This window comes from Amycolatopsis panacis (assembly GCF_003600245.1).
GTDB classification, from domain to species: domain Bacteria; phylum Actinomycetota; class Actinomycetes; order Mycobacteriales; family Pseudonocardiaceae; genus Amycolatopsis; species Amycolatopsis sulphurea.
Genome location: NZ_QZFV01000010.1, coordinates 1 through 17,231 on the forward strand (window position 1 = coordinate 1; position 17,231 = coordinate 17,231).

Genomic DNA, 17,231 nt, shown 5'->3' on the forward strand with positions numbered 1-17,231 from the left:
GCCTGACAGCGCCGATGGTACTGCAACCGAAGGGTTGTGGGAGAGTAGGACACCGCCGAACTCAACCTAGACAGGTCAGGCCCCGGTCGAGAACCCCCACAAGGGCTCTCCCGGGGCCTCCCTGCATACCCCCTCTACCCCCGGCATCCACTCAAGCCCCGGGCTGCTGGCCGACGTCAACGCACGTCGGGGCTACCCCCGCCCCGTATCCACTCACAACCGGCACTCCTCCACGGATCCCCGGCACCCCGCAGGATGCGTTCACCGAACCACACCACGCCACAGAACACTCCAGGACGCGCCCGCACCATCACGCCACCACAAAAGGACCAGGCCCAGCGGCCTGGTCCTTGTCGTATACCGGAAGAACCCAGCCCGCACACCACGGCGGAGGGCGTGCTCACCGAACACAACACTCCAGGACATGCCTCCCGCGTCAGACGCCCAGCACCATCAAGGACCAGACCACCTCCGGCAACGGATCCAGGGCCAGCCACCACCCTTCCCACCGCCATCGGGCACCGTGCCCGGTCTGCGGCGATGGACAGCAACGCGACACACCCCAGGACCAGGCCACCGGCCCAGCACTTCTCATGTACGAGGGAAGAACCCAGCCGCACACCCAAGGTTGAGAGCCGAATACTTCGCCTGCTGGCCCATTGCAGATCTTCCAGCGTCACAGCGGCTCGGTCAGCAATCCTGCAGTTTCCCGCTCCCCAGAACACGCCGGCAGCATGAAGGACTCGCCGGTCAACATCCCCCGGCGCCCGAAGAGGCATGCCACGCTTGGTCAGATCTCGGTGCCACGCAGAGGCCCACGGCCCGGGCAGGTCGCCGGGTCGCACAGATGGACCCATGGCCCGGACGTGCCCGATGTCAGGGCCTCCGCCCACCTTGGCAAGAGGTCCCGCCCGCCTCACCAGCAGCCGAGACTCCGACGAGCCCGCTCAACTCCGCTCACTGCGGCCGCCGTAGAAGATAGGTGTCCATGATCCATCCGTTCCGCTCCCGAGCCTCCGCTCGCAGCTCGCGGATTCGCGTGGCCAGCCCGGCGTCCAGCAAGCCCGACACCAGAATCTCCTCCGGCGTCCCGAGATAGGCCCCCCAATAGATCCAGACCCCCTGATCGGCGAACCGGTCGAAGGTCGTATGGGCGTCGAGCAGCACGAAAACGTCGTCCGCATCCGCAGGCCAGCCTTCGGACAGCCGCCGCCCGGTCGTGAACTGCACCGCGCGCCCGATCTGGTTCATCGTAGTGCGGTGCCGGGCGGCCAGCGCCGAAACGCTGCTTACTCCGGGCACCACCTCGTAGTCGAACTCCACCGTCTCCCGCGCCAGCACCGCTTCGATCAGAGCGATGGTGCTGTCGTACAACGACGGGTCGCCCCACACCAGGAACGCGCCGGTCTCGTCTTCGCCCAGCTCGTCGCGAATCAGCCGTTCGTACACGTCCGTGCGGAGCCGATGCCAGTCCGCGACCGCGACGCGGTAGTCGGCCGGCGTCCGATCCCGGTCCGGGTCCTGCGCGCTCACCACTCGATACCCCGGCCGGGTCACGAACCGGTCCAGGATGTCCTGCCGCAGTCGTACCAGGTCGGCCTTGGCCTCCCCCTTGTCGAGGACGAAGAACACATCGACCCGGTTGAGCCGGTCGATGGCCTGGACAGTCAGGTGTTCCGGGTCGCCCGCGCCGATCCCGATCGCATAGATCCTCCGCATGCTCGCAGTCTGCCCCGCGGGGCGATCGGCCCTGCAGCCGGGCCGGATGGCCTACATGTACCCCCAAGGGGTATAAAGGAGTCATCGGACGACGCGACCAGAGGAGGATGCGGCGATGACTGAGGCCACCTACACCGTCGAGGGGATGACCTGTGCGCACTGCGTCGGCGCGGTGAAGGAGGAGGTCGGCGAGCTCACCGGGGTCAACTCGGTCGAAGTGGACCTCGGCTCCGGCGCAGTGAAGGTGACCAGCGAGCAGCCGCTGGCCCAGGACGCGGTCGAAGCCGCGGTCACCGAGGCCGGTTACCGGCTCGTCGCGTAGAGAGCAGGGCGGCATGAGCACGACAGCACACGACACTTCACGGACGGTCGAACTCGTCATCGGCGGGATGACGTGTGCTTCGTGCGCCGCCCGCGTCGAACGCAAGCTCAACAAGGTCGACGGCGTGACGGCGAGCGTCAACTACGCCACCGAGAAGGCCCACGTCGAATACCCCACCACCGTTTCGGTCGACGACCTGGTGGGTGTCGTCGAGGCCACCGGTTACACCGCGCAGGCCCCCGAACCGCAGGCCGGCCAGCCCGAGACGGAAGAGGACGAGACCCGGCCACTGCGTGACCGGCTGATCTACTCCGCCCTGCTGACCCTGCCCGTGATCGTTCTCGCGATGATCCCTGCCGCCCAGTTCGACAACTGGCAGTGGTTGTCACTCACACTTGCCGCGCCGGTGGTCGTTTGGGGGGCTTGGCCGTTCCACCGCGCCGCCTGGACCAACCTGCGGCACGGCGCGGCGACCATGGACACGCTGATCTCACTGGGGGTCATTGCCGCCACGCTGTGGTCGCTGTACTCGCTGTTCTTCGGGATGGCCGGTATGCCGGGTATACGGCACGGTTTCGAGTTCACTGTGACACCCGGCGACGGCACCGCCAACATCTACCTTGAGGTCGCATCCGGCGTCACCACGTTCATTCTCGCCGGCCGCTACTTCGAAGCCCGTTCCAAGCGACGTTCCGGCGCCGCGCTGCGCGCGCTGCTGGAGCTCGGCGCGAAGGACGTCACAGTGCTTCGCGACGGCCGTGAACAGCGAATCCCGGTGGCCGGCTTGCGGGTCGGCGACGTCTTCGTCGTGCGGCCGGGGGAAAAGATCGCCACCGACGGCGTGGTCACCGAAGGTAGTTCGGCAGTCGACGTCAGCATGATCACCGGCGAATCGGTCCCGGTCGAGGTCGCCGAGGGTGACGCTGTCACCGGTGCGACGGTGAACGTCGGCGGCCGCGTCCTGGTACGCGCGACGCGGGTCGGTGCCGACACCCGGCTCGCGCAGATGGCGCGGCTCGTCGAGGAAGCGCAGAGCGGCAAGGCCGCCGTCCAGCGTCTGGCGGATCGGGTCTCCGCCGTGTTCGTGCCGATTGTCCTGGTCCTGGCGCTGGGGACGTTGATCGCGTGGCTCGCGACCGGGGGAGACGCGACCGAAGCGTTCACCGCGGCGGTCGCCGTGCTGATCATCGCCTGCCCGTGCGCGCTCGGGCTCGCCACGCCGACCGCGCTCCTGGTGGGTACCGGTCGCGGTGCCCAGCTCGGGATTCTGATCAAGGGACCAGAGGTGCTCGAGTCCACTCGCCGAGTCGACACGATCGTGCTCGACAAGACCGGCACCGTTACCACCGGGCGGATGAGCCTGTCCGAGGTGCACGTCGCGGACGGCGTCGACGAAGCGGAAATGCTGCGCTACGCAGGCGCTGTCGAGCACCCGTCGGAGCACCCGATCGCGAAGGCGATCGCGGACGGTGCCCGGGAACGCCTCGGCGAACTGCCGACCGCCACGGACTTCCGGAACACCGCGGGCCTCGGCGTCTCCGGCCTCGTGAACGGGACCGCTGTGCTCGCCGGGCGGGCAGCGTTCCTGGCAGACTGGAACGTCAGCGTCGACGATCGCCTGGCGCTCGCGAAGACCGCTGCCGAGGATCAGGGCGCAACCGCGGTCTTCGTCGCCTGGGACGGCGTCGCGCGCGGCGTACTGGCGGTGTCCGACACCATCAAGCCGACCTCTGCGCAAGCCGTATCGGAACTGCGTGCCCTCGGTTTGCGCCCGATCCTGCTGACTGGTGACAACGAAGGCGCCGCCCGCGCAGTGGCCGAGGCCGCCGGAATCCCCGAGGTCATCGCCGAGGTGCTGCCGGAGGACAAGGTCGCCGCTGTAGGGCGCCTGCAACAGGAAGGCCGAACCGTCGCGATGGTCGGCGACGGCGTGAACGACGCCGCCGCCCTGGCCCAGGCCGACCTGGGCCTGTCCATGGGCACCGGCACCGACGCCGCCATCGAAGCCGGCGACCTGACCCTCGTCCGCGGCGACCTGCGCGCCGCCGTTGACGCGATCCGCCTCTCCCGCCGCACCCTGGGCACGATCCGGGGCAACCTGTTCTGGGCCTTCGCCTACAACGTCGCCGCCCTGCCCCTGGCCGCTTTCGGCCTGCTGAACCCGATGATCGCCGGTGCCGCGATGGCGATTTCGTCGGCCTTCGTCGTGTCGAACAGCCTTCGCCTGCGTCGCTTCCGGGCTGCCTCGTAAAGCGGTCGGGACCTGGCCGCAAGGTGGTTCGCTCGGTGTGACGGGCGGGTCGGCGAGGCCGGAGCCAGATGTCCGGCAGCTCAGATCGGACAGCCGTGAGCCGTCGCGTGCTTTTCTCAACCGGACGGCAGGCGGCGTGGTTCATCCGGGCGATCGGACCTCGCCGAGCTTGCCCGGCCGCCATCGAGCAGCGGCGGACCCCGAGGTCAGACGCCCCGACACTCAGGAACGGACAAGCCGGGCGATCGCGTCGGACGCCTCCCGGACCTTCAGATCCGCCTCCTCGCCACCTGCTGCCGCGGCCTCGACGACGCATGTGGCCAGGTGTTCGTCGAGCAGCTCCAGGGAGAACGATTGCAGGGCCTTCGTCGCCGCGGAGACCTGGGTCAGGATGTCGATGCAGTATTTGTCCTGCTCGACCATGCGCTGAAGACCGCGGATCTGGCCCTCGATCCGGCGGAGCCGCTTGAGGTAGGCCTCCCGCTCACTGCCGTAACCGGTCATCGCGCGTTGTCCCCTTCGTCAGCTTGCCCTCGACGTCAAGCATACCCTCCTGGCGTATCTGCCGTCGTTGTCAGCCGGTGGAGGTGGCCTTGGTGAGGGCGGACGTGCGGCGTTGACTCGGTACTGGTGCACCGTCCGGATCCAATGCCGCGTTCGCGGTGGCGATGAGTTCGCGGGTGCTGCGCAAGGCGGCGGTCAGCCGCTGCCGGATCGCGGCCAGCTCGGCGACCCGGCTTTCGGCTTCGGTCACGATTCGGCCGGCGTACTCGGTGGCCCCGTGGACGAGACCGTCTGCTTCGGCCCGGGCGGCAGCAGTGCGCTCGGCGATCTCACGGACGGCGTCCGTGCGACGCTCGGTGAGCGTGTGGGTGACCTCTTCGTCCAGTCTGCGCCGTTCCTTCGCCGCGGCCTCGTCGGCGGCTGCTCGTTCCTCGGCCGCGTCGTGCATGAATTTCTCGTACTCGCGCAGTTGACGCTCACGGTCCTGTTCCACCGCTTCGACCAGCGCGCGTTCCTTTTCGGTGAGGCGCACGGCTTCTGCTTCCGCGTCGACGACGATCCGCTCGGCGGTCGCCTCGGCACAGCCGATGATCTCCCGGGCTTCCTCCCGGGTCAGCTCGATCATCCGCCGCGACCGTTCCTGCAGAGCGTCCGCCTCGATGGGGGTGCGGCTGATCCGGTCGATCGTCGCGTGCAGCTCACGATTTCGCTCCGCGAGCTCGGCCGCCAGCCGCGCGGCGGCGTCCCGTTCGGCCGCCAGCCGCCGGAACTCGTCCTCGACCCAGGCCACGAATTCCTTGACCTGGCCACGGTGGTAGCCGCGCCACGCCGGATCGAAAGCCGGTCGTACGGGCATCAGGTCCTCGCCACCGCCGGGGGCCATGCGCTCACCTCCCATTTGGATGGTTTCTCCTCGGCTGCTCGTTTTTCCTGCCGCACGGGGAATTTCACCTGCCCCCAGTGTGCCCGAAGGAGGACCACGAGTGGGGAATCGGGGTCGATCAATCTTCGAGCGGATCCTCCGCGCCGGTCGCAGTGCTGCGCACACCAGGCAATTCCGCGAGTTCCGCGGTGAGATCGGTCAGGTCACCGCGCCCCTGCAGGAGCAGCATGACGACCGCAATCCGTTGCCCCTCCTCGGAAACCGTTTCACGGTCGACCGCGACGCGATGCACGGCCCAGCCCCGGTCGGTGCATGTGGTCAGCACCACGCGCAGCACCCCGTGGCCGTCCGCGTAGCTCAGCCGCAGGATCGGCGGCTGCCGCCGGTGCCGGGCCACGAACCGGGAAAGCGGTGGGAAACCCCGAGTGATCACGACAAGCCCCACCGTGGTCGCGACACCGAGCACCGGCAGCCCGGCACCACACGCGACACCGACCGCCGCCGCGAGCCAGACCGTGGCCGCCGTGGTGAGTCCGCGCACCGCGTCCCGGCGCACGAAGATCAGCCCACCGCCGACGAAGCCGATCCCGGACACGATCTGCGCGGCGATCCGCGACGGATCGAGCGCGACGTGTTCCAGCCCGAGCAGATCCGCGAATCCGTATTTCGACACGAGCATGAACACCGCCGATCCGACGCCCACCAGGGTGTGCGTCCGCAGCCCGGCCTGCTTGTTCCCGGCCTCGCGTTCCAGCCCGATCACCGTGCTCAGCACCAGTGCGAGCAGGACCGGCAGAAGCAGCGACCACTGGTCGCCGGTGGACCACAACGCGTGCACGGAGAACCTCCTCTGTGGCCACTGTCTCTGCGGCCACTGTGCCCGGTATGCGGCCTGCCTGCGCACTCGGCTCAGTCGTCCCGCCTAAGCTCGGCGCATGGCCCGGTACTTCGATGTGCATCCGCAGAACCCACAGCGCCGTGCCCTCGGGCAGGTAGTGGACTTGCTGCGCGAGGACGGCCTGATCGCCTACCCCACGGATTCGTGCTTCGCACTCGGCTGCCGGCTCGGTAACCAGCGGGGAATGGAGCGCATCCGCAGCATCCGCCGCTTGGATCACCGGCACCACTTCACACTCGTCTGTCAGGACTTCGCGCAGCTCGGACAGTTCGTGCACATCGACAACGCGGTGTTCCGCGCGATCAAGGCCAGCACTCCCGGCCCGTACACGTTCATCCTGCCCGCGACCAAGGAGGTACCGCGCCGGCTCCTCCACGCCAAGAAGAAGACCGTCGGCGCGCGGATCCCCGACCACGTGGTCACCCAGGCCCTGCTCGCCGAGTTGGGCGAGCCGATCCTGTCGAGCACGCTGTTGCTGCCCGACTCCGGCGAACCCCTCACCCAGGGCTGGGAGATCAAGGAAGAGCTTGATCACGTGCTGGACGCGGTGGTCGACTCAGGCGACTGCGGGGTGGAGCCGACCACGGTGATCGACTATTCCTCCGGCGAGGCTGAGGTCGTCCGCCACGGAGCCGGCGACGCCACCCGGTTCGAATAGGCCACGGCCGGATGAGCAGGTGTTGTGAGATCCGGGCCTGTTGATCGGCCGGGGCACCGTCGAGTTCGTCCGCGAGTCGCCACCACGTTCGGCGCGTCCTCGCCGCACAAAGCGGAGGACAACGGCCATTCCGACATCACCCGCATCCTGGTCGGCGCGCCCGGGGCCGACCTGAACCACCAGGGCATCACCGGCGGGTACACAACGCCCTGTGGCACGGTTTCGCCGACCGCGTCCGCATTCTGCTGGACGCGGTTGCGCGGATGGACCTGGTCGGTCACGACGGCAAGACCCCTACGTGATGGCCGCTGAGTGGTCACCACCACGGCCGGACATCTGCGTAGCGCGACGCCCGCCGCCCGGCCGCGCCACGATCTCACCCGCCCAGGATGAAGTGGCCGGCCGATCGCCGGTCGAGGGTGGGGCATTGGTCTGTGCGGAAGTACAAATTCCGGGTGCGCGCCGCACCCGCGTAACCCCGTTGGCCGGCGTAGTCACGGTGCGCCGGGGAGACGGCGGACCGAAGGGGTGACCCCCGATGGACGAACAGGCAATCCGGCCGTCGCTCGCCCGGCGGTCGTGCGCGCTGCTGGCGCTGGCCGCCGCCGCGGCCGCGCTGGTGGTGGTGATCGCGCTTTTGATCAGACATCCTGTGGAACTCCTGATCACGTTGGTGCTCGTCGCCATCGCGCTGGCTGCGGCCTGGGCCGCGCTGGTGCACCGTGGTGTCCGGCGAGTGATCGCCGTGATGGTGGCCGTGGTGGCGATCGGGGCGCCCTCTGCACTGCCCGACGTGCGCGTCTATCTGGTGATGCTGCTGTATCTCTGTCTTGCCGCGCTGTCGGCTGCCCTCGCGAAGGTCGCGATCGGGCACCGCGTGGCGCCTGGTGCGGGGCCGGCCGAGGTCGGTCCCGCGCGGCACGGTGTCCTGCTGATGAACGCGAAGTCGGGGGGCGGGAAGGTCGAGAAGTTTGGTCTGGAGGCGGAAGCCCGCAAGCGGGGCGTGCGGACCGTCCTGCTGCGGCAGGGTGACGACCTGAGCGAGCTCGCCGAGCGTGCCGTGACCAACGGCGCCGACGTGCTGGGGATGGCGGGCGGCGACGGGTCGCAGGCGCTTGTCGCCGATGTCGCCCGTCGGCACGGTATTCCGTTCGTGTGCGTGCCCGCGGGTACCCGCAATCACCTCGCGCTCGACCTCGGTCTGGATCGCGACAACGTCGTCGGCGCCCTCGATGCCTACGGCCACGCGTATGAGCGAACCATCGACCTCGCCATGCTGGGCGACCGGGTGTTCGTCAACAACGCGTCCCTGGGTGTGTACGCCACCGTCGTGCAGTCCGCCGGGTACCGCGATGCGAAGGTGTCGAACATAGCCGCGAGCCTGCCTGATCTTCTCGGCCCGAACGGAAATCGCCCCGATCTACGGTTCACCCGGCCGGATGGCACGGAACAGTCGGGTGCGGACGTCGTCCTGATCTCCAATGGTCCCTACCGGCTGGAGCACCTGAACGGGTTCGGCAGCCGGGAGCGAATGGACGCCGGAGTGCTGGGCGTCGTCACCATCTCGGTGAATCGCGCCTCCGAGGTGCCGGCCCTGGCCGCCGCTGAGGTGAGCGGCAGGCTGAGCCGCTTTCCCGGCTATACGGCCTGGACCACACCCGAGTTCGTGGTGACCTCCGGAAAACCCCTCGTCGAGGTCGGCGTGGACGGCGAGGCATTGCGGCTGCCGCCACCGCTGCGGTTCCGGTCTCTGCCGGGGGTGCTGCGGGTTCGCTTGCCCAGGAACGCGCCGCTGGTCTCCCCCGCTCAGGCCGCACCGGTGGGCGTCGGCAGGTCGGCCGGTGCCCTGTTCGCGGTGCTGATGGGGCGGCCCGATCCCGGTCCGGCCAGGTCAACCGGCGCCGGCGCACAACCGCACCCGGCGGGTCGCGACGATCGCGGCCCGAGCACGCGCAGCGGGGCCGGGGCCACCTGATGATCGATGGCGGCCGCCGGGGCGCTCCCGGTGCTTCGCCGGGCGCGGTGATCGGCTGGTTCACCTCGGCGGGGTGATGCAGCTCAGCCGATCCGCTCGCCACCATGGCGTTTCACAGAACCCAGGAGGAGGAACCGGATATGGCGATTGGTCCAGTGCAGCTCATCGTGCTCGGGTTTCCGCACCCGAACTTCCACGGACAGGTCATCGAGGAGCTGGAAAAGCTCCGCGAGAGCGACTTGGTCAAGGTGATCGACGCGTTGGCCGTGCACAAGGACGCCGATGGTGCGATGGAGGTGGTTCATCTGAGCAACCTCACCGACGAGGAGGCCGTGGAACTCGGCACCAAGATCGGCGCGCTGATCGGACTGGGCATCGAGGGCGAGGAGGGTATGGAGGCAGGCGCGGAGGCCGGGGCCGCGATGGCGGAGGCCGAGGGTGTGCATTCGTTCGATGACGTCGACGCGTGGGACGTGCTCGAGGAGATCCCGAACGGCACTGCGGCCGCGTTGTTGCTCATCGAGCACCACTGGGCCGTTCCGCTGCGCGACGCGATCGCCTCGGCGGGCGGATACCGGATCAACGACGCCTTCATCAGCCCGCTCGACCTCGTGGGCGTCGGCCTGGTCACAGCGGAGGAGGCGGCGCAACTCGCCACACTGGAATCCACCGCGGTGGCCCACTGACGGACATCTGGGAGGTGCACATGTTCAGGTCACGCAGGATCGCCCGGCGCACCAGCCGGCGCACCGCACGGCGAGTTTCCCGCCGGCGGTTCTGACCGCGTTCGTTGCCAGGGCCCGGCACGGTTCGCCCGTGCCGGGCCCTGGCACGGACGGGCTTGGGCCGGCTGTCGCCGTGCTGCCGCCCGCATCCGTTGTTCGCACCGGCGCACCGCGTCCGTCCGGGCAGCCAGCCCGCCCGCGTCCAGTGCGCGCACGTTGACCGAGTCAAGGCCATGCCGACGGCGGATCTCGGCCATGCGGGCCTCGAAGGCGATCGGGTTCCCGTTCGGATCGGTCACGCAATCGCAGTACCACAGGGCGTCGCGCACTGGCGTGGACTCGTCCGGGAACCGGGACATCTCCTCGGACATGCCACGGATGCCGGCGGCGAACGCCGACGCGGAATGGTTGGCCACCAACCGGGTAAGCCGGTCAGGCGCGCCCACTCGTGCCACGAAGGTCGCGCCGTCCAGTGGGTGGAAGCCGTACCGGACAAGCGATCGGGCGTATCCGATGTCGTGCGACACGGCGGCGGCGACGAGCAGGTCCTGCTCGTCGCCGTCCAGGATCAGCAAACCTATGCGGTTCGCGTGCCTCGCCGTGCCACGCACATGCGCCCAGCGTCGCGGCAATTCGGTCGCCAGGAGTTTTTCGGCCAGTCCGAACGCCCATGGTGTGAGTTGCATAGGGCCGCCCATCGATCAGTACTCGGATTCGACCTCGCTGCCGTGCACGATCACCGCCCAGATGACGAGGACGTCGAGCGCGATGATGATCGTGGTCCACACCGGGTGGGCGGAAACGAAGGCGAGTTGCGCGATGGCGTTGATCGCGGCGAGTCCCACGGCGACTATGCGCGCCCACAACGCACCGCTGAGCAGGGCGGCGCCCGCGGCGACGGCGAGCGCACCGATGATCAGGTGAACCCAGCCCCACGCGGTCAGGTTGAACACGAGCAGGCCGCTGGGACTGACCACGTAGTACTGCTTGTGGACCAGGGCGACGATGCCCTCGATGATGTCGAACGCGCCGATGATGATCATCATCACCGCGGCGAACCGGATCCACCCGACCCACAAGGTTTGGGATCTCGTGCGCCCCGCGGCCGGAACCGAACCGAACCCGGTCGCCGAACGCGGGTGTGTCTCTTGGCTCATTCGTGTGCTCCTTCACTAGTGACGCGAATCCGAAGCCAAGGTGATGGTCAGCGCGGACGCGGGTCGGCATCCTCGCCCACGCCGGATGAGATGACCGGGGAGAGCCGGTTCCATCATCCAGAACGGCCGCGGAACTATCCCGACGGCAGGCGCCGGGCGACGAACTTGGCCAGCTCCCACAGCACCAGCAGCCCCACCGCGGGCACCAGCGCCCAGCCGAACTGGGGGAGGTCGAGCTGGACCGTGCCCAGCAGACCGCGCAGCGCGTCCAACCGCGTGACGAACACCGCGAGCACGAACTCGCCAAGGATGGCCCAGTTCATCTGCTTGGAGTCGAATGTGGCCGTGGTCAGCGCGGTGTTCCGTTCACTGCGGCACTCCACCGCAGCCACGATCAGGCACAGCGCGAACGCGGTGAACGCGATCGAGTTGCCGATGGCCACGCTGTGGAAGTGCGTCTGTCCCAGGTTGATCATGCCCAGCAGGCCCACGGTGATGGCCAGCCCCGCCAGCCCGACGGTGACCACGACGCCGGTGGTGAGCACGGACTCGCCCCTCGGCCGCGGTACGCGCGCCATGAGCCCCGGGCTCTCCCGGTCGAAGCCGAGGGCGAAACCGAACGGCGCGTTGACGATGAAGTGGACCCACAGGACCTGGGCGGGCGTGAACGGTTCGCCGCCGGCGATGTTGAGCAGGGTCGCGCCGAGGAACGTCAGGACGAAGACGACCAGCAGGATCAGCACGAAGCGGATGTACTTGCTGAGGTTGTCGTAGATCTTCCTGCCCTGCTCCACGGCGAACACGATGGTGGCGAAGTTGTCGTCCGAGAGGATCATCCGGCCGGCGTTCTTGGCCACGTCGGTGCCGGTGCCCATGGCGATGCCGATGTCGGCGGCCTTGATGGCCGGGGCGTCGTTGACACCGTCGCCGGTCATCGCGACGACATGGCCCTTCTTCTTGAGCGTGTCGGCCAGCAGTACCTTGTGTTCGGGCGCGACGCGGCCGACGACACCGATGCCGTCGATATGGGCGAGCCGGTCTGCCTCCGGCATCGCGGCGAAGTCCGCGCCCAGGATCGCCTCGCCGGGAATGCCGACCTGTTTCGCGATCGCGGCCCCGGTGATGACATCGTCCCCGGTGACCATGCGCACCCTTATGTGGGCGGCGTGCGCGCTCGACACAGCGGCCCGCGATTCCTCGCGTGGCGGGTCGACCATGCCGGCGAGGCTGGTCATCGTCAGCCCGGTGACGTAGCCGAGCAGGTCGCCGTCCGGGTTGAAGTCGGTGGGCGCCAGGTCGCCGACCGCGGCCGCCATCACCCGCTTGCCCTCGCGCTCCATGCGCTCGACATTCTCCTCCGCGCGGCTTTGTGCCGCCGCGTCCCAGGCTCGCGTCGTGTCGCCCGCGGCGGCGGACGAAATCCGGGCAAGCACCGCGGGCGCGGCGCCTTTGACGTAACAACGGACCACGGAGCGCCCGTCGGAGCCGGTGACGGCGTGGAAGGTGGCCATCAGCTTGTAGGCGGGGTCGAACGGCAGGGTCGCGAGCCGGGGCAGGCCCTCGCGGGTGCCGTCGATGTCCAGGCCGGCCTTGTGCGCCAGGATCAGCAGGGCGCCCTCGGTGGGGTCGCCGACCACTTCGCCCTCCACCAGTTTGGCGTCGTTGGCCACCAGGAACGGCAGGATCGCGTTCTCGATAGAGCTTGTGTCGCCTGCCACGTGATGGATGCGGCCCTGCAAGCCGTAGCCGGTGCCGGAGACGGTGTACCGGTCGGTCGAGGTGACGACCTCGGCCACGGTCATCTGGTTCATCGTCAGGGTACCGGTCTTGTCGGAATTGATGGCCGAGGTGAACCCCAGGGTTTCGACCGAGGGCAGGTCCTTGACTATGGCGTTGCGGCGCGCGAGATCCTGGCCGCCCAGGGACAGGATCGTCTGCGTGACGGTGGGCAGCGCCTCGGGAATGGCGGCGATGGCCAGCGAGACCGCGGCGACGAACAGGCTGTCCCAGGCCTCCCCACGGCCGCGGCCCAGGACGAACATCACGATCATCGTCAGCCCCGCGGCGGCCGCGATCCACAGCGTCAGCCGGTTCAGTTCGCGGGTCAGCGGAGACTGTTCCGTGGCGGTCGTGGACAGCATTCCGGAAATCTTGCCCAGTTCCGTGCCTGCGCCGGTCGCGGTGACGATCATCGTGCCGCTGCCGTGTGTCACCGGCGTGTTCATGAAGGCCATGTTCACCTGGTCGCCCGGGTTGAGCCGGTCCTCGGTCAGGGTCGTGGCCTCCTTGGCGGCCGGCGTGCTTTCCCCGGTGAGCGCCGATTCGTCGATCTGCAAGGCGCTCGCGGTGAGAATGCGGCCGTCGGCGGGCACTTTGTCGCCTGCCGTGATGAGCACGATGTCGCCGATCACGAGTTGCTCGGCCGGGAGCTGGGTGTCCACACCGTCGCGGCGCACCCGTGCGGTCGCCTTGACCATCGACCTGAGCGCGTTCATCGCGCTCTCGGCCTTGCCCTGCTGGCGAAGGCCCACCACCGCGTTCAGGACCGTCAGCGCGACCAGCAGGATCGCGGTGCTCCACTCCCTGATCAGCAGCGACACCACGGCGGCCGCGACCAGGATGAGCTGCATGTAACTGCGGTACTCGTCGAGGAACTTCAGCCAGGCCGGTTTGGGCCGTTCCTCCGGCAGGGCGTTGGTCCCGTTCGCGGCGAGCAGTTCGGCGGCGCGCGCCTGGCTTAAGCCGGCCGACGGGTCGACACCGAACGCTGTCGCGACGTCGTGCACAGGTCGCGAGTACCAGTGTCCCGGCTTCGTGCCCGGCGTGCCCGGCGAAAATGCTTCAGCCGCCATGGGTCGCCTCCGATCGAATTCGGCGCTATTGCTGGTGGGCGGCCGCGTATGGGTCGGCGGGCGCGCCCTTGGGCACCTGAGCCAGCAGTTCCTTCTTGGCTGTTGCCAGGTCGCGGCGGGCTTCCTTGCCGATGTCGGGGTATTGCGGGTCGATTTCGATCAGGGTGTGCGCGAGGATCGCGCCCGCGCTGATGCGGGCGAACCACTTGCGGTCGGCGGGCACGACATACCAGGGCGCCCACGGTGTGCTGGTGGCCGACAGCATCTCGGAGAACGCCTTCTGGTAGTCGTCCCAGTAACGCCGCTCGCGCACGTCGGCCGCGGAGAACTTCCAGTTACGTTCCGGGACGTCGATACGCTTGAGAAACCGCGTGCGCTGTTCCTCTCGGGACAGGTTGAGAAACAACTTGACGACCAGGAACCCGTTGTCCGTCAGGTACCGCTCCCAGTCGTTGATCTCTCGGTATCGGCGTTCCCAGATCACGTCGTCGATGTCCTCGCTGGGCAGCCGCTGACGGCGCAGGTTCTCCGAGTGCACCCGCACCACCAGGACTTCTTCGTAGTGCGAGCGATTGAAGATGCAGATCTCGCCACGGCGCGGCAGCCGGCTGGCGTACCGCCACAGGTAATCGTGGTCGAGTTCCTCCGCGGAGGGCACCTTGAAACCGTGGACGCGCACACCCTGTGGATTGACGCCGCTCATCACGTGCCGGATGGTGCCGTCCTTGCCGCCCGCATCCAGCGACTGGAGACAGACCAGCACGCCGTACGTGTCCTGCGCGGCCAGCCGCCGCTGGTAGTCGGCCAGCAGGCCGATGCCGGTGCGCAACAGTGCCTTGCCGTCCTTCTTCTTGAGGAAGTCGGCCTTGTAGCCGGGATCGAAATCCTTGGCCAGGTGTATTTTGCGGCCTGGCTTGACCCGTAGCGGTTTGATGAAGTCGGCGATGCGCTTCGCTCGTTTGTCGGCCATCAAGGACCGTCCCTTCCGCACCGCGATGCCGTCGGCGAACATCCAACGGTCGCGGACGCTCATTGCTGCCCGACGTGCGGAGCATCGCTGGCTGTCCATCGTCCGGCCTCTCCGGGCGCGCGCCTAGGGTCATTCGTCACCGCGTGACGGGACCAGCGGACAATGGGGCCACGGTGCGTGAGTGTCTACGATGAACGAATTCGGAGACACGCACAACGGGGTGTTCGAATGGCGCGTACCTTGCCGGGAATCCGTCTTGTCCTGACCTATCGCCGAGAGTGGCTGGCCAAGGACTTGGTCGCGGGCGTTGTGCTGACGACATTGCTGGTTCCCCAGGGCATGGCGTACGCCGAGCTGGCGGGGCTGCCGCCGATCACCGGCCTGTACACCTCGATCTTTTGCCTGCTCGGCTATGCGATGTTCGGCCCGTCGCGGATCCTCTTGCTGGGGCCGGACTCATCGCTGGGGCCGATGATCGCCGCCACGATCCTCCCGCTGGCGGGCGCGAACGGCGACCCGGCACGGGCGGTCGCACTGGCCTCGCTGCTCGCCATCATGGTGGCGGTGATCATGATCGTCGCGGCGGTGGCGAAGCTCGGTTTCGTCGCCGACCTCATTTCCAAGCCGACGATGATCGGCTATCTGAACGGTCTCGCCCTGACGATCCTGGTAGGACAGTTGCCCAAGCTGTTCGGCTTCAAGGTCGACGCGAACGGTCTGATCGGCGAGTTCGTGGCGTTCGTCCAGGGTCTGGCCGGTGGCGAGGCTGTGCTCGCCGCGGCCATCGTCGGGATCGCCGGCACCGCGCTGATCCTCGTGCTCCAGCGCTGGCTGCCCAAGGTTCCCGCGGTGCTCGTCATGGTGGTGCTCGCCATCGGCGCGGTGCCCCTGTTCCACCTGGCGCAGCACGGCGTCGACCTGGTCGGCGTGCTGCCCAAGGGCTTTCCGCCGCTGACGATTCCCCATGTGTCGGTCGCGGACTTCGGATTGCTGTTCGCCGGCGCCCTCGGTATCGCCTTGGTGTCGCTGGGCGACACGATCTCCACGTCTTCGGCGTTCGCGGCCCGGACCGGGCAGGAGGTGCGGGGCAACGCGGAGATGGTCGGCATCGGGGTGGCCAATCTGGCCGCGGGCCTGTTCCAGGGTTTCCCGGTCAGCACGAGTGGTTCGCGCACCGCGGTGGCGCAGCAGTCGGGCGCGAAGACCCAGCTCACCGGCGTTACCGGCGCCGTGCTGATCATCCTCATGATCGTGTTGCTGCCCGGTCTGTTCCGCAATCTGCCGCAACCCGCGCTGGCGGCGGTGGTGATCACCGCTTCGCTGTCTCTCGCCGACCTGCCGGGCGTCGCGCGGTTGTGGCGGCAGCGCAGAACCGAGTTCGCTCTGTGCGTTGCCGCCTTCCTGGGGGTGGCCCTGCTCGGCGTGTTACCCGGGATCGCCATCGCGGTCGGTTTGTCGATCCTGAACGTCTTCCGGCACGCGTGGTGGCCCTACCGGACGGTGCTCGGGCGGATGAGCGGAGTGCCGGGCTATCACGACATCCGGTCGTACCCGAACGCGCAGCGACTGCCCGGTCTGGTGCTCTTCCGGTTCGACGGACCGCTGTTCTTCGCCAACGCCAGCAGCTTCCGCGACGAGGTCCGCCGACTGGCCCGGGCCGAACCGCCGCCCGCCTGGATCGTGGTGGCCGCGGAACCGGTCACCGACGTCGACACGACCGCGGCCGACATGCTGGAGGCCCTGGACGAGGAACTCAGCGCCGGTGGGACCTCGCTGGTGTTCTCGGAGCTGAAGGACCCAGTGCGACGCAAGATCGAGCGTTACCAGCTGACACGTACCGGCGACCCCCGGCACCTTTATCCGACGGTCGAGGCCGCCGTGTCCGCGTTCCGGCGACAGACCGGAGCCGAATGGGGCGGCGGAACCGCCGATCGCCGAGAATCCTCCACAACGGACTGAACACCGATTCGCGATCCGTTCCGCCGGTTTGACCATGACCGCGGTCTGGCTGCGAATGGAGAATCCGGCTCTTTATCCTGTCGAACTCGGCATCGGTGAGGATCTGGATGACGACCAGGTCGACCAGCATCGGAAGCCCTCGTCGAGATCTTCGGTCCCGGCGGCAACGGGCACCGGCGGCGCTCGGCCACTCATGTCGGTACTGCCTTGTGCGGTCCCGGTCCGGCCGGCAGGCCGCGCGAATCGCCGGCATCTCCCCGGCGGCGGCGTCCTCGCCTGTCCCGAGTGAAATGTCGACGTCGGCGGTGTTCCGCATGGGGGAGAATACGACCCCGGACAGGGCCATCGCCCCGCCGAA

General features: G+C 68.3%; 14 protein-coding genes. 6 read left to right on the top strand and 8 right to left on the bottom strand.

Annotated elements, in window-relative coordinates; genetic code table 11:
• Nucleotides 1-957: 957 nt before the first annotated feature.
• The gene (gene cobF / locus D5S19_RS00490; RefSeq protein ID WP_120021348.1) at nucleotides 958-1,719 is read right to left on the bottom strand and encodes a precorrin-6A synthase (deacetylating); all 762 of its coding nucleotides are present in this window, start codon (nucleotides 1,717-1,719) and stop codon (nucleotides 958-960) included.
• Nucleotides 1,720-1,834: 115 nt separating this feature from the next.
• Between cobF and D5S19_RS00495 the strand changes: the two genes are divergently transcribed.
• Together D5S19_RS00495 and D5S19_RS00500 are read left to right on the top strand one after the other, a co-directional pair.
• A complete protein-coding gene (locus tag D5S19_RS00495) occupies nucleotides 1,835-2,041 on the top strand; it encodes a heavy-metal-associated domain-containing protein (RefSeq protein ID WP_120021349.1) in 207 nt (68 codons plus the stop codon).
• 13 nt (nucleotides 2,042-2,054) lie between these two features.
• The gene (locus D5S19_RS00500; RefSeq protein WP_120021350.1) at nucleotides 2,055-4,292 is read left to right on the top strand and encodes a heavy metal translocating P-type ATPase; all 2,238 of its coding nucleotides are present in this window, start codon (nucleotides 2,055-2,057) and stop codon (nucleotides 4,290-4,292) included.
• 222 nt (nucleotides 4,293-4,514) lie between these two features.
• On the opposite strand, the gene D5S19_RS00505 is transcribed toward D5S19_RS00500, so the two are convergent.
• From D5S19_RS00505 to D5S19_RS00515, 3 genes are all read right to left on the bottom strand, one after another.
• Nucleotides 4,515-4,796 (bottom strand): metal-sensitive transcriptional regulator, encoded by a 282-nt coding sequence (locus D5S19_RS00505; RefSeq protein ID WP_033294707.1) that lies wholly within the window; start codon nucleotides 4,794-4,796, stop codon nucleotides 4,515-4,517.
• Between the two features lie 70 nt (nucleotides 4,797-4,866).
• Entirely contained in the window at nucleotides 4,867-5,679 is an 813-nt protein-coding gene (locus tag D5S19_RS00510) for a DivIVA domain-containing protein (protein WP_120021351.1), read from the bottom strand.
• Between the two features lie 118 nt (nucleotides 5,680-5,797).
• Nucleotides 5,798-6,517 (bottom strand): MgtC/SapB family protein, encoded by a 720-nt coding sequence (locus tag D5S19_RS00515; protein ID WP_120021352.1) that lies wholly within the window; start codon nucleotides 6,515-6,517, stop codon nucleotides 5,798-5,800.
• 97 nt (nucleotides 6,518-6,614) lie between these two features.
• On the opposite strand from D5S19_RS00515, the gene D5S19_RS00520 reads away from it, so the two are divergent.
• From D5S19_RS00520 to D5S19_RS00530, 3 genes are all read left to right on the top strand, one after another.
• Nucleotides 6,615-7,235: an L-threonylcarbamoyladenylate synthase gene (locus D5S19_RS00520; protein WP_120021353.1), complete on the top strand. Its 621-nt coding sequence runs from the start codon at nucleotides 6,615-6,617 to the stop codon at nucleotides 7,233-7,235.
• Between the two features lie 538 nt (nucleotides 7,236-7,773).
• Entirely contained in the window at nucleotides 7,774-9,210 is a 1,437-nt protein-coding gene (locus D5S19_RS00525; protein ID WP_120021354.1) for a diacylglycerol/lipid kinase family protein, read from the top strand.
• A 140-nt stretch (nucleotides 9,211-9,350) separates the two neighbouring features.
• Nucleotides 9,351-9,896 (top strand): hypothetical protein, encoded by a 546-nt coding sequence (locus tag D5S19_RS00530; protein ID WP_120021355.1) that lies wholly within the window; start codon nucleotides 9,351-9,353, stop codon nucleotides 9,894-9,896.
• 29 nt (nucleotides 9,897-9,925) lie between these two features.
• Here D5S19_RS00530 and D5S19_RS00535 read toward each other — a convergent pair whose 3' ends face one another.
• The 4 genes from D5S19_RS00535 to D5S19_RS00550 form a co-directional block, all read right to left on the bottom strand.
• Entirely contained in the window at nucleotides 9,926-10,621 is a 696-nt protein-coding gene (locus D5S19_RS00535) for an HD domain-containing protein (RefSeq protein WP_158605448.1), read from the bottom strand.
• A gap of 15 nt (nucleotides 10,622-10,636) precedes the next feature.
• Nucleotides 10,637-11,092, bottom strand: coding sequence for a DUF7144 family membrane protein (locus tag D5S19_RS00540; RefSeq protein ID WP_120021357.1), 456 nt, complete (start codon nucleotides 11,090-11,092; stop codon nucleotides 10,637-10,639).
• 134 nt (nucleotides 11,093-11,226) lie between these two features.
• Nucleotides 11,227-13,944: a cation-translocating P-type ATPase gene (locus D5S19_RS00545; protein WP_120021358.1), complete on the bottom strand. Its 2,718-nt coding sequence runs from the start codon at nucleotides 13,942-13,944 to the stop codon at nucleotides 11,227-11,229.
• A gap of 25 nt (nucleotides 13,945-13,969) precedes the next feature.
• Nucleotides 13,970-14,914 carry a polyphosphate kinase 2 family protein gene (locus D5S19_RS00550; protein WP_120021462.1) on the bottom strand — a complete coding sequence of 315 codons (945 nt, stop codon included), beginning with the start codon at nucleotides 14,912-14,914 and terminating at the stop codon, nucleotides 13,970-13,972.
• 228 nt (nucleotides 14,915-15,142) lie between these two features.
• Here D5S19_RS00550 and D5S19_RS00555 point away from each other — a divergent pair, with 228 nt between their 5' ends.
• A complete protein-coding gene (locus D5S19_RS00555; protein WP_120021359.1) occupies nucleotides 15,143-16,873 on the top strand; it encodes a SulP family inorganic anion transporter in 1,731 nt (576 codons plus the stop codon).
• Nucleotides 16,874-17,231: the final 358 nt, after the last annotated feature.

Coding starts and splice junctions, on each gene's coding strand:
- cobF (WP_120021348.1), bottom strand. CDS start 1,719: ATGCGGAGGATCTATGCGATCGGGATCGGCGCGGGCGACCCGGAACAC.
- D5S19_RS00495 (WP_120021349.1), top strand. CDS start 1,835: ATGACTGAGGCCACCTACACCGTCGAGGGGATGACCTGTGCGCACTGC.
- D5S19_RS00500 (WP_120021350.1), top strand. CDS start 2,055: ATGAGCACGACAGCACACGACACTTCACGGACGGTCGAACTCGTCATC.
- D5S19_RS00505 (WP_033294707.1), bottom strand. CDS start 4,796: ATGACCGGTTACGGCAGTGAGCGGGAGGCCTACCTCAAGCGGCTCCGC.
- D5S19_RS00510 (WP_120021351.1), bottom strand. CDS start 5,679: ATGGCCCCCGGCGGTGGCGAGGACCTGATGCCCGTACGACCGGCTTTC.
- D5S19_RS00520 (WP_120021353.1), top strand. CDS start 6,615: ATGGCCCGGTACTTCGATGTGCATCCGCAGAACCCACAGCGCCGTGCC.
- D5S19_RS00525 (WP_120021354.1), top strand. CDS start 7,774: ATGGACGAACAGGCAATCCGGCCGTCGCTCGCCCGGCGGTCGTGCGCG.
- D5S19_RS00530 (WP_120021355.1), top strand. CDS start 9,351: ATGGCGATTGGTCCAGTGCAGCTCATCGTGCTCGGGTTTCCGCACCCG.
- D5S19_RS00535 (WP_158605448.1), bottom strand. CDS start 10,621: ATGCAACTCACACCATGGGCGTTCGGACTGGCCGAAAAACTCCTGGCG.
- D5S19_RS00540 (WP_120021357.1), bottom strand. CDS start 11,092: ATGAGCCAAGAGACACACCCGCGTTCGGCGACCGGGTTCGGTTCGGTT.
- D5S19_RS00545 (WP_120021358.1), bottom strand. CDS start 13,944: ATGGCGGCTGAAGCATTTTCGCCGGGCACGCCGGGCACGAAGCCGGGA.
- D5S19_RS00550 (WP_120021462.1), bottom strand. CDS start 14,914: ATGGCCGACAAACGAGCGAAGCGCATCGCCGACTTCATCAAACCGCTA.
- D5S19_RS00555 (WP_120021359.1), top strand. CDS start 15,143: ATGGCGCGTACCTTGCCGGGAATCCGTCTTGTCCTGACCTATCGCCGA.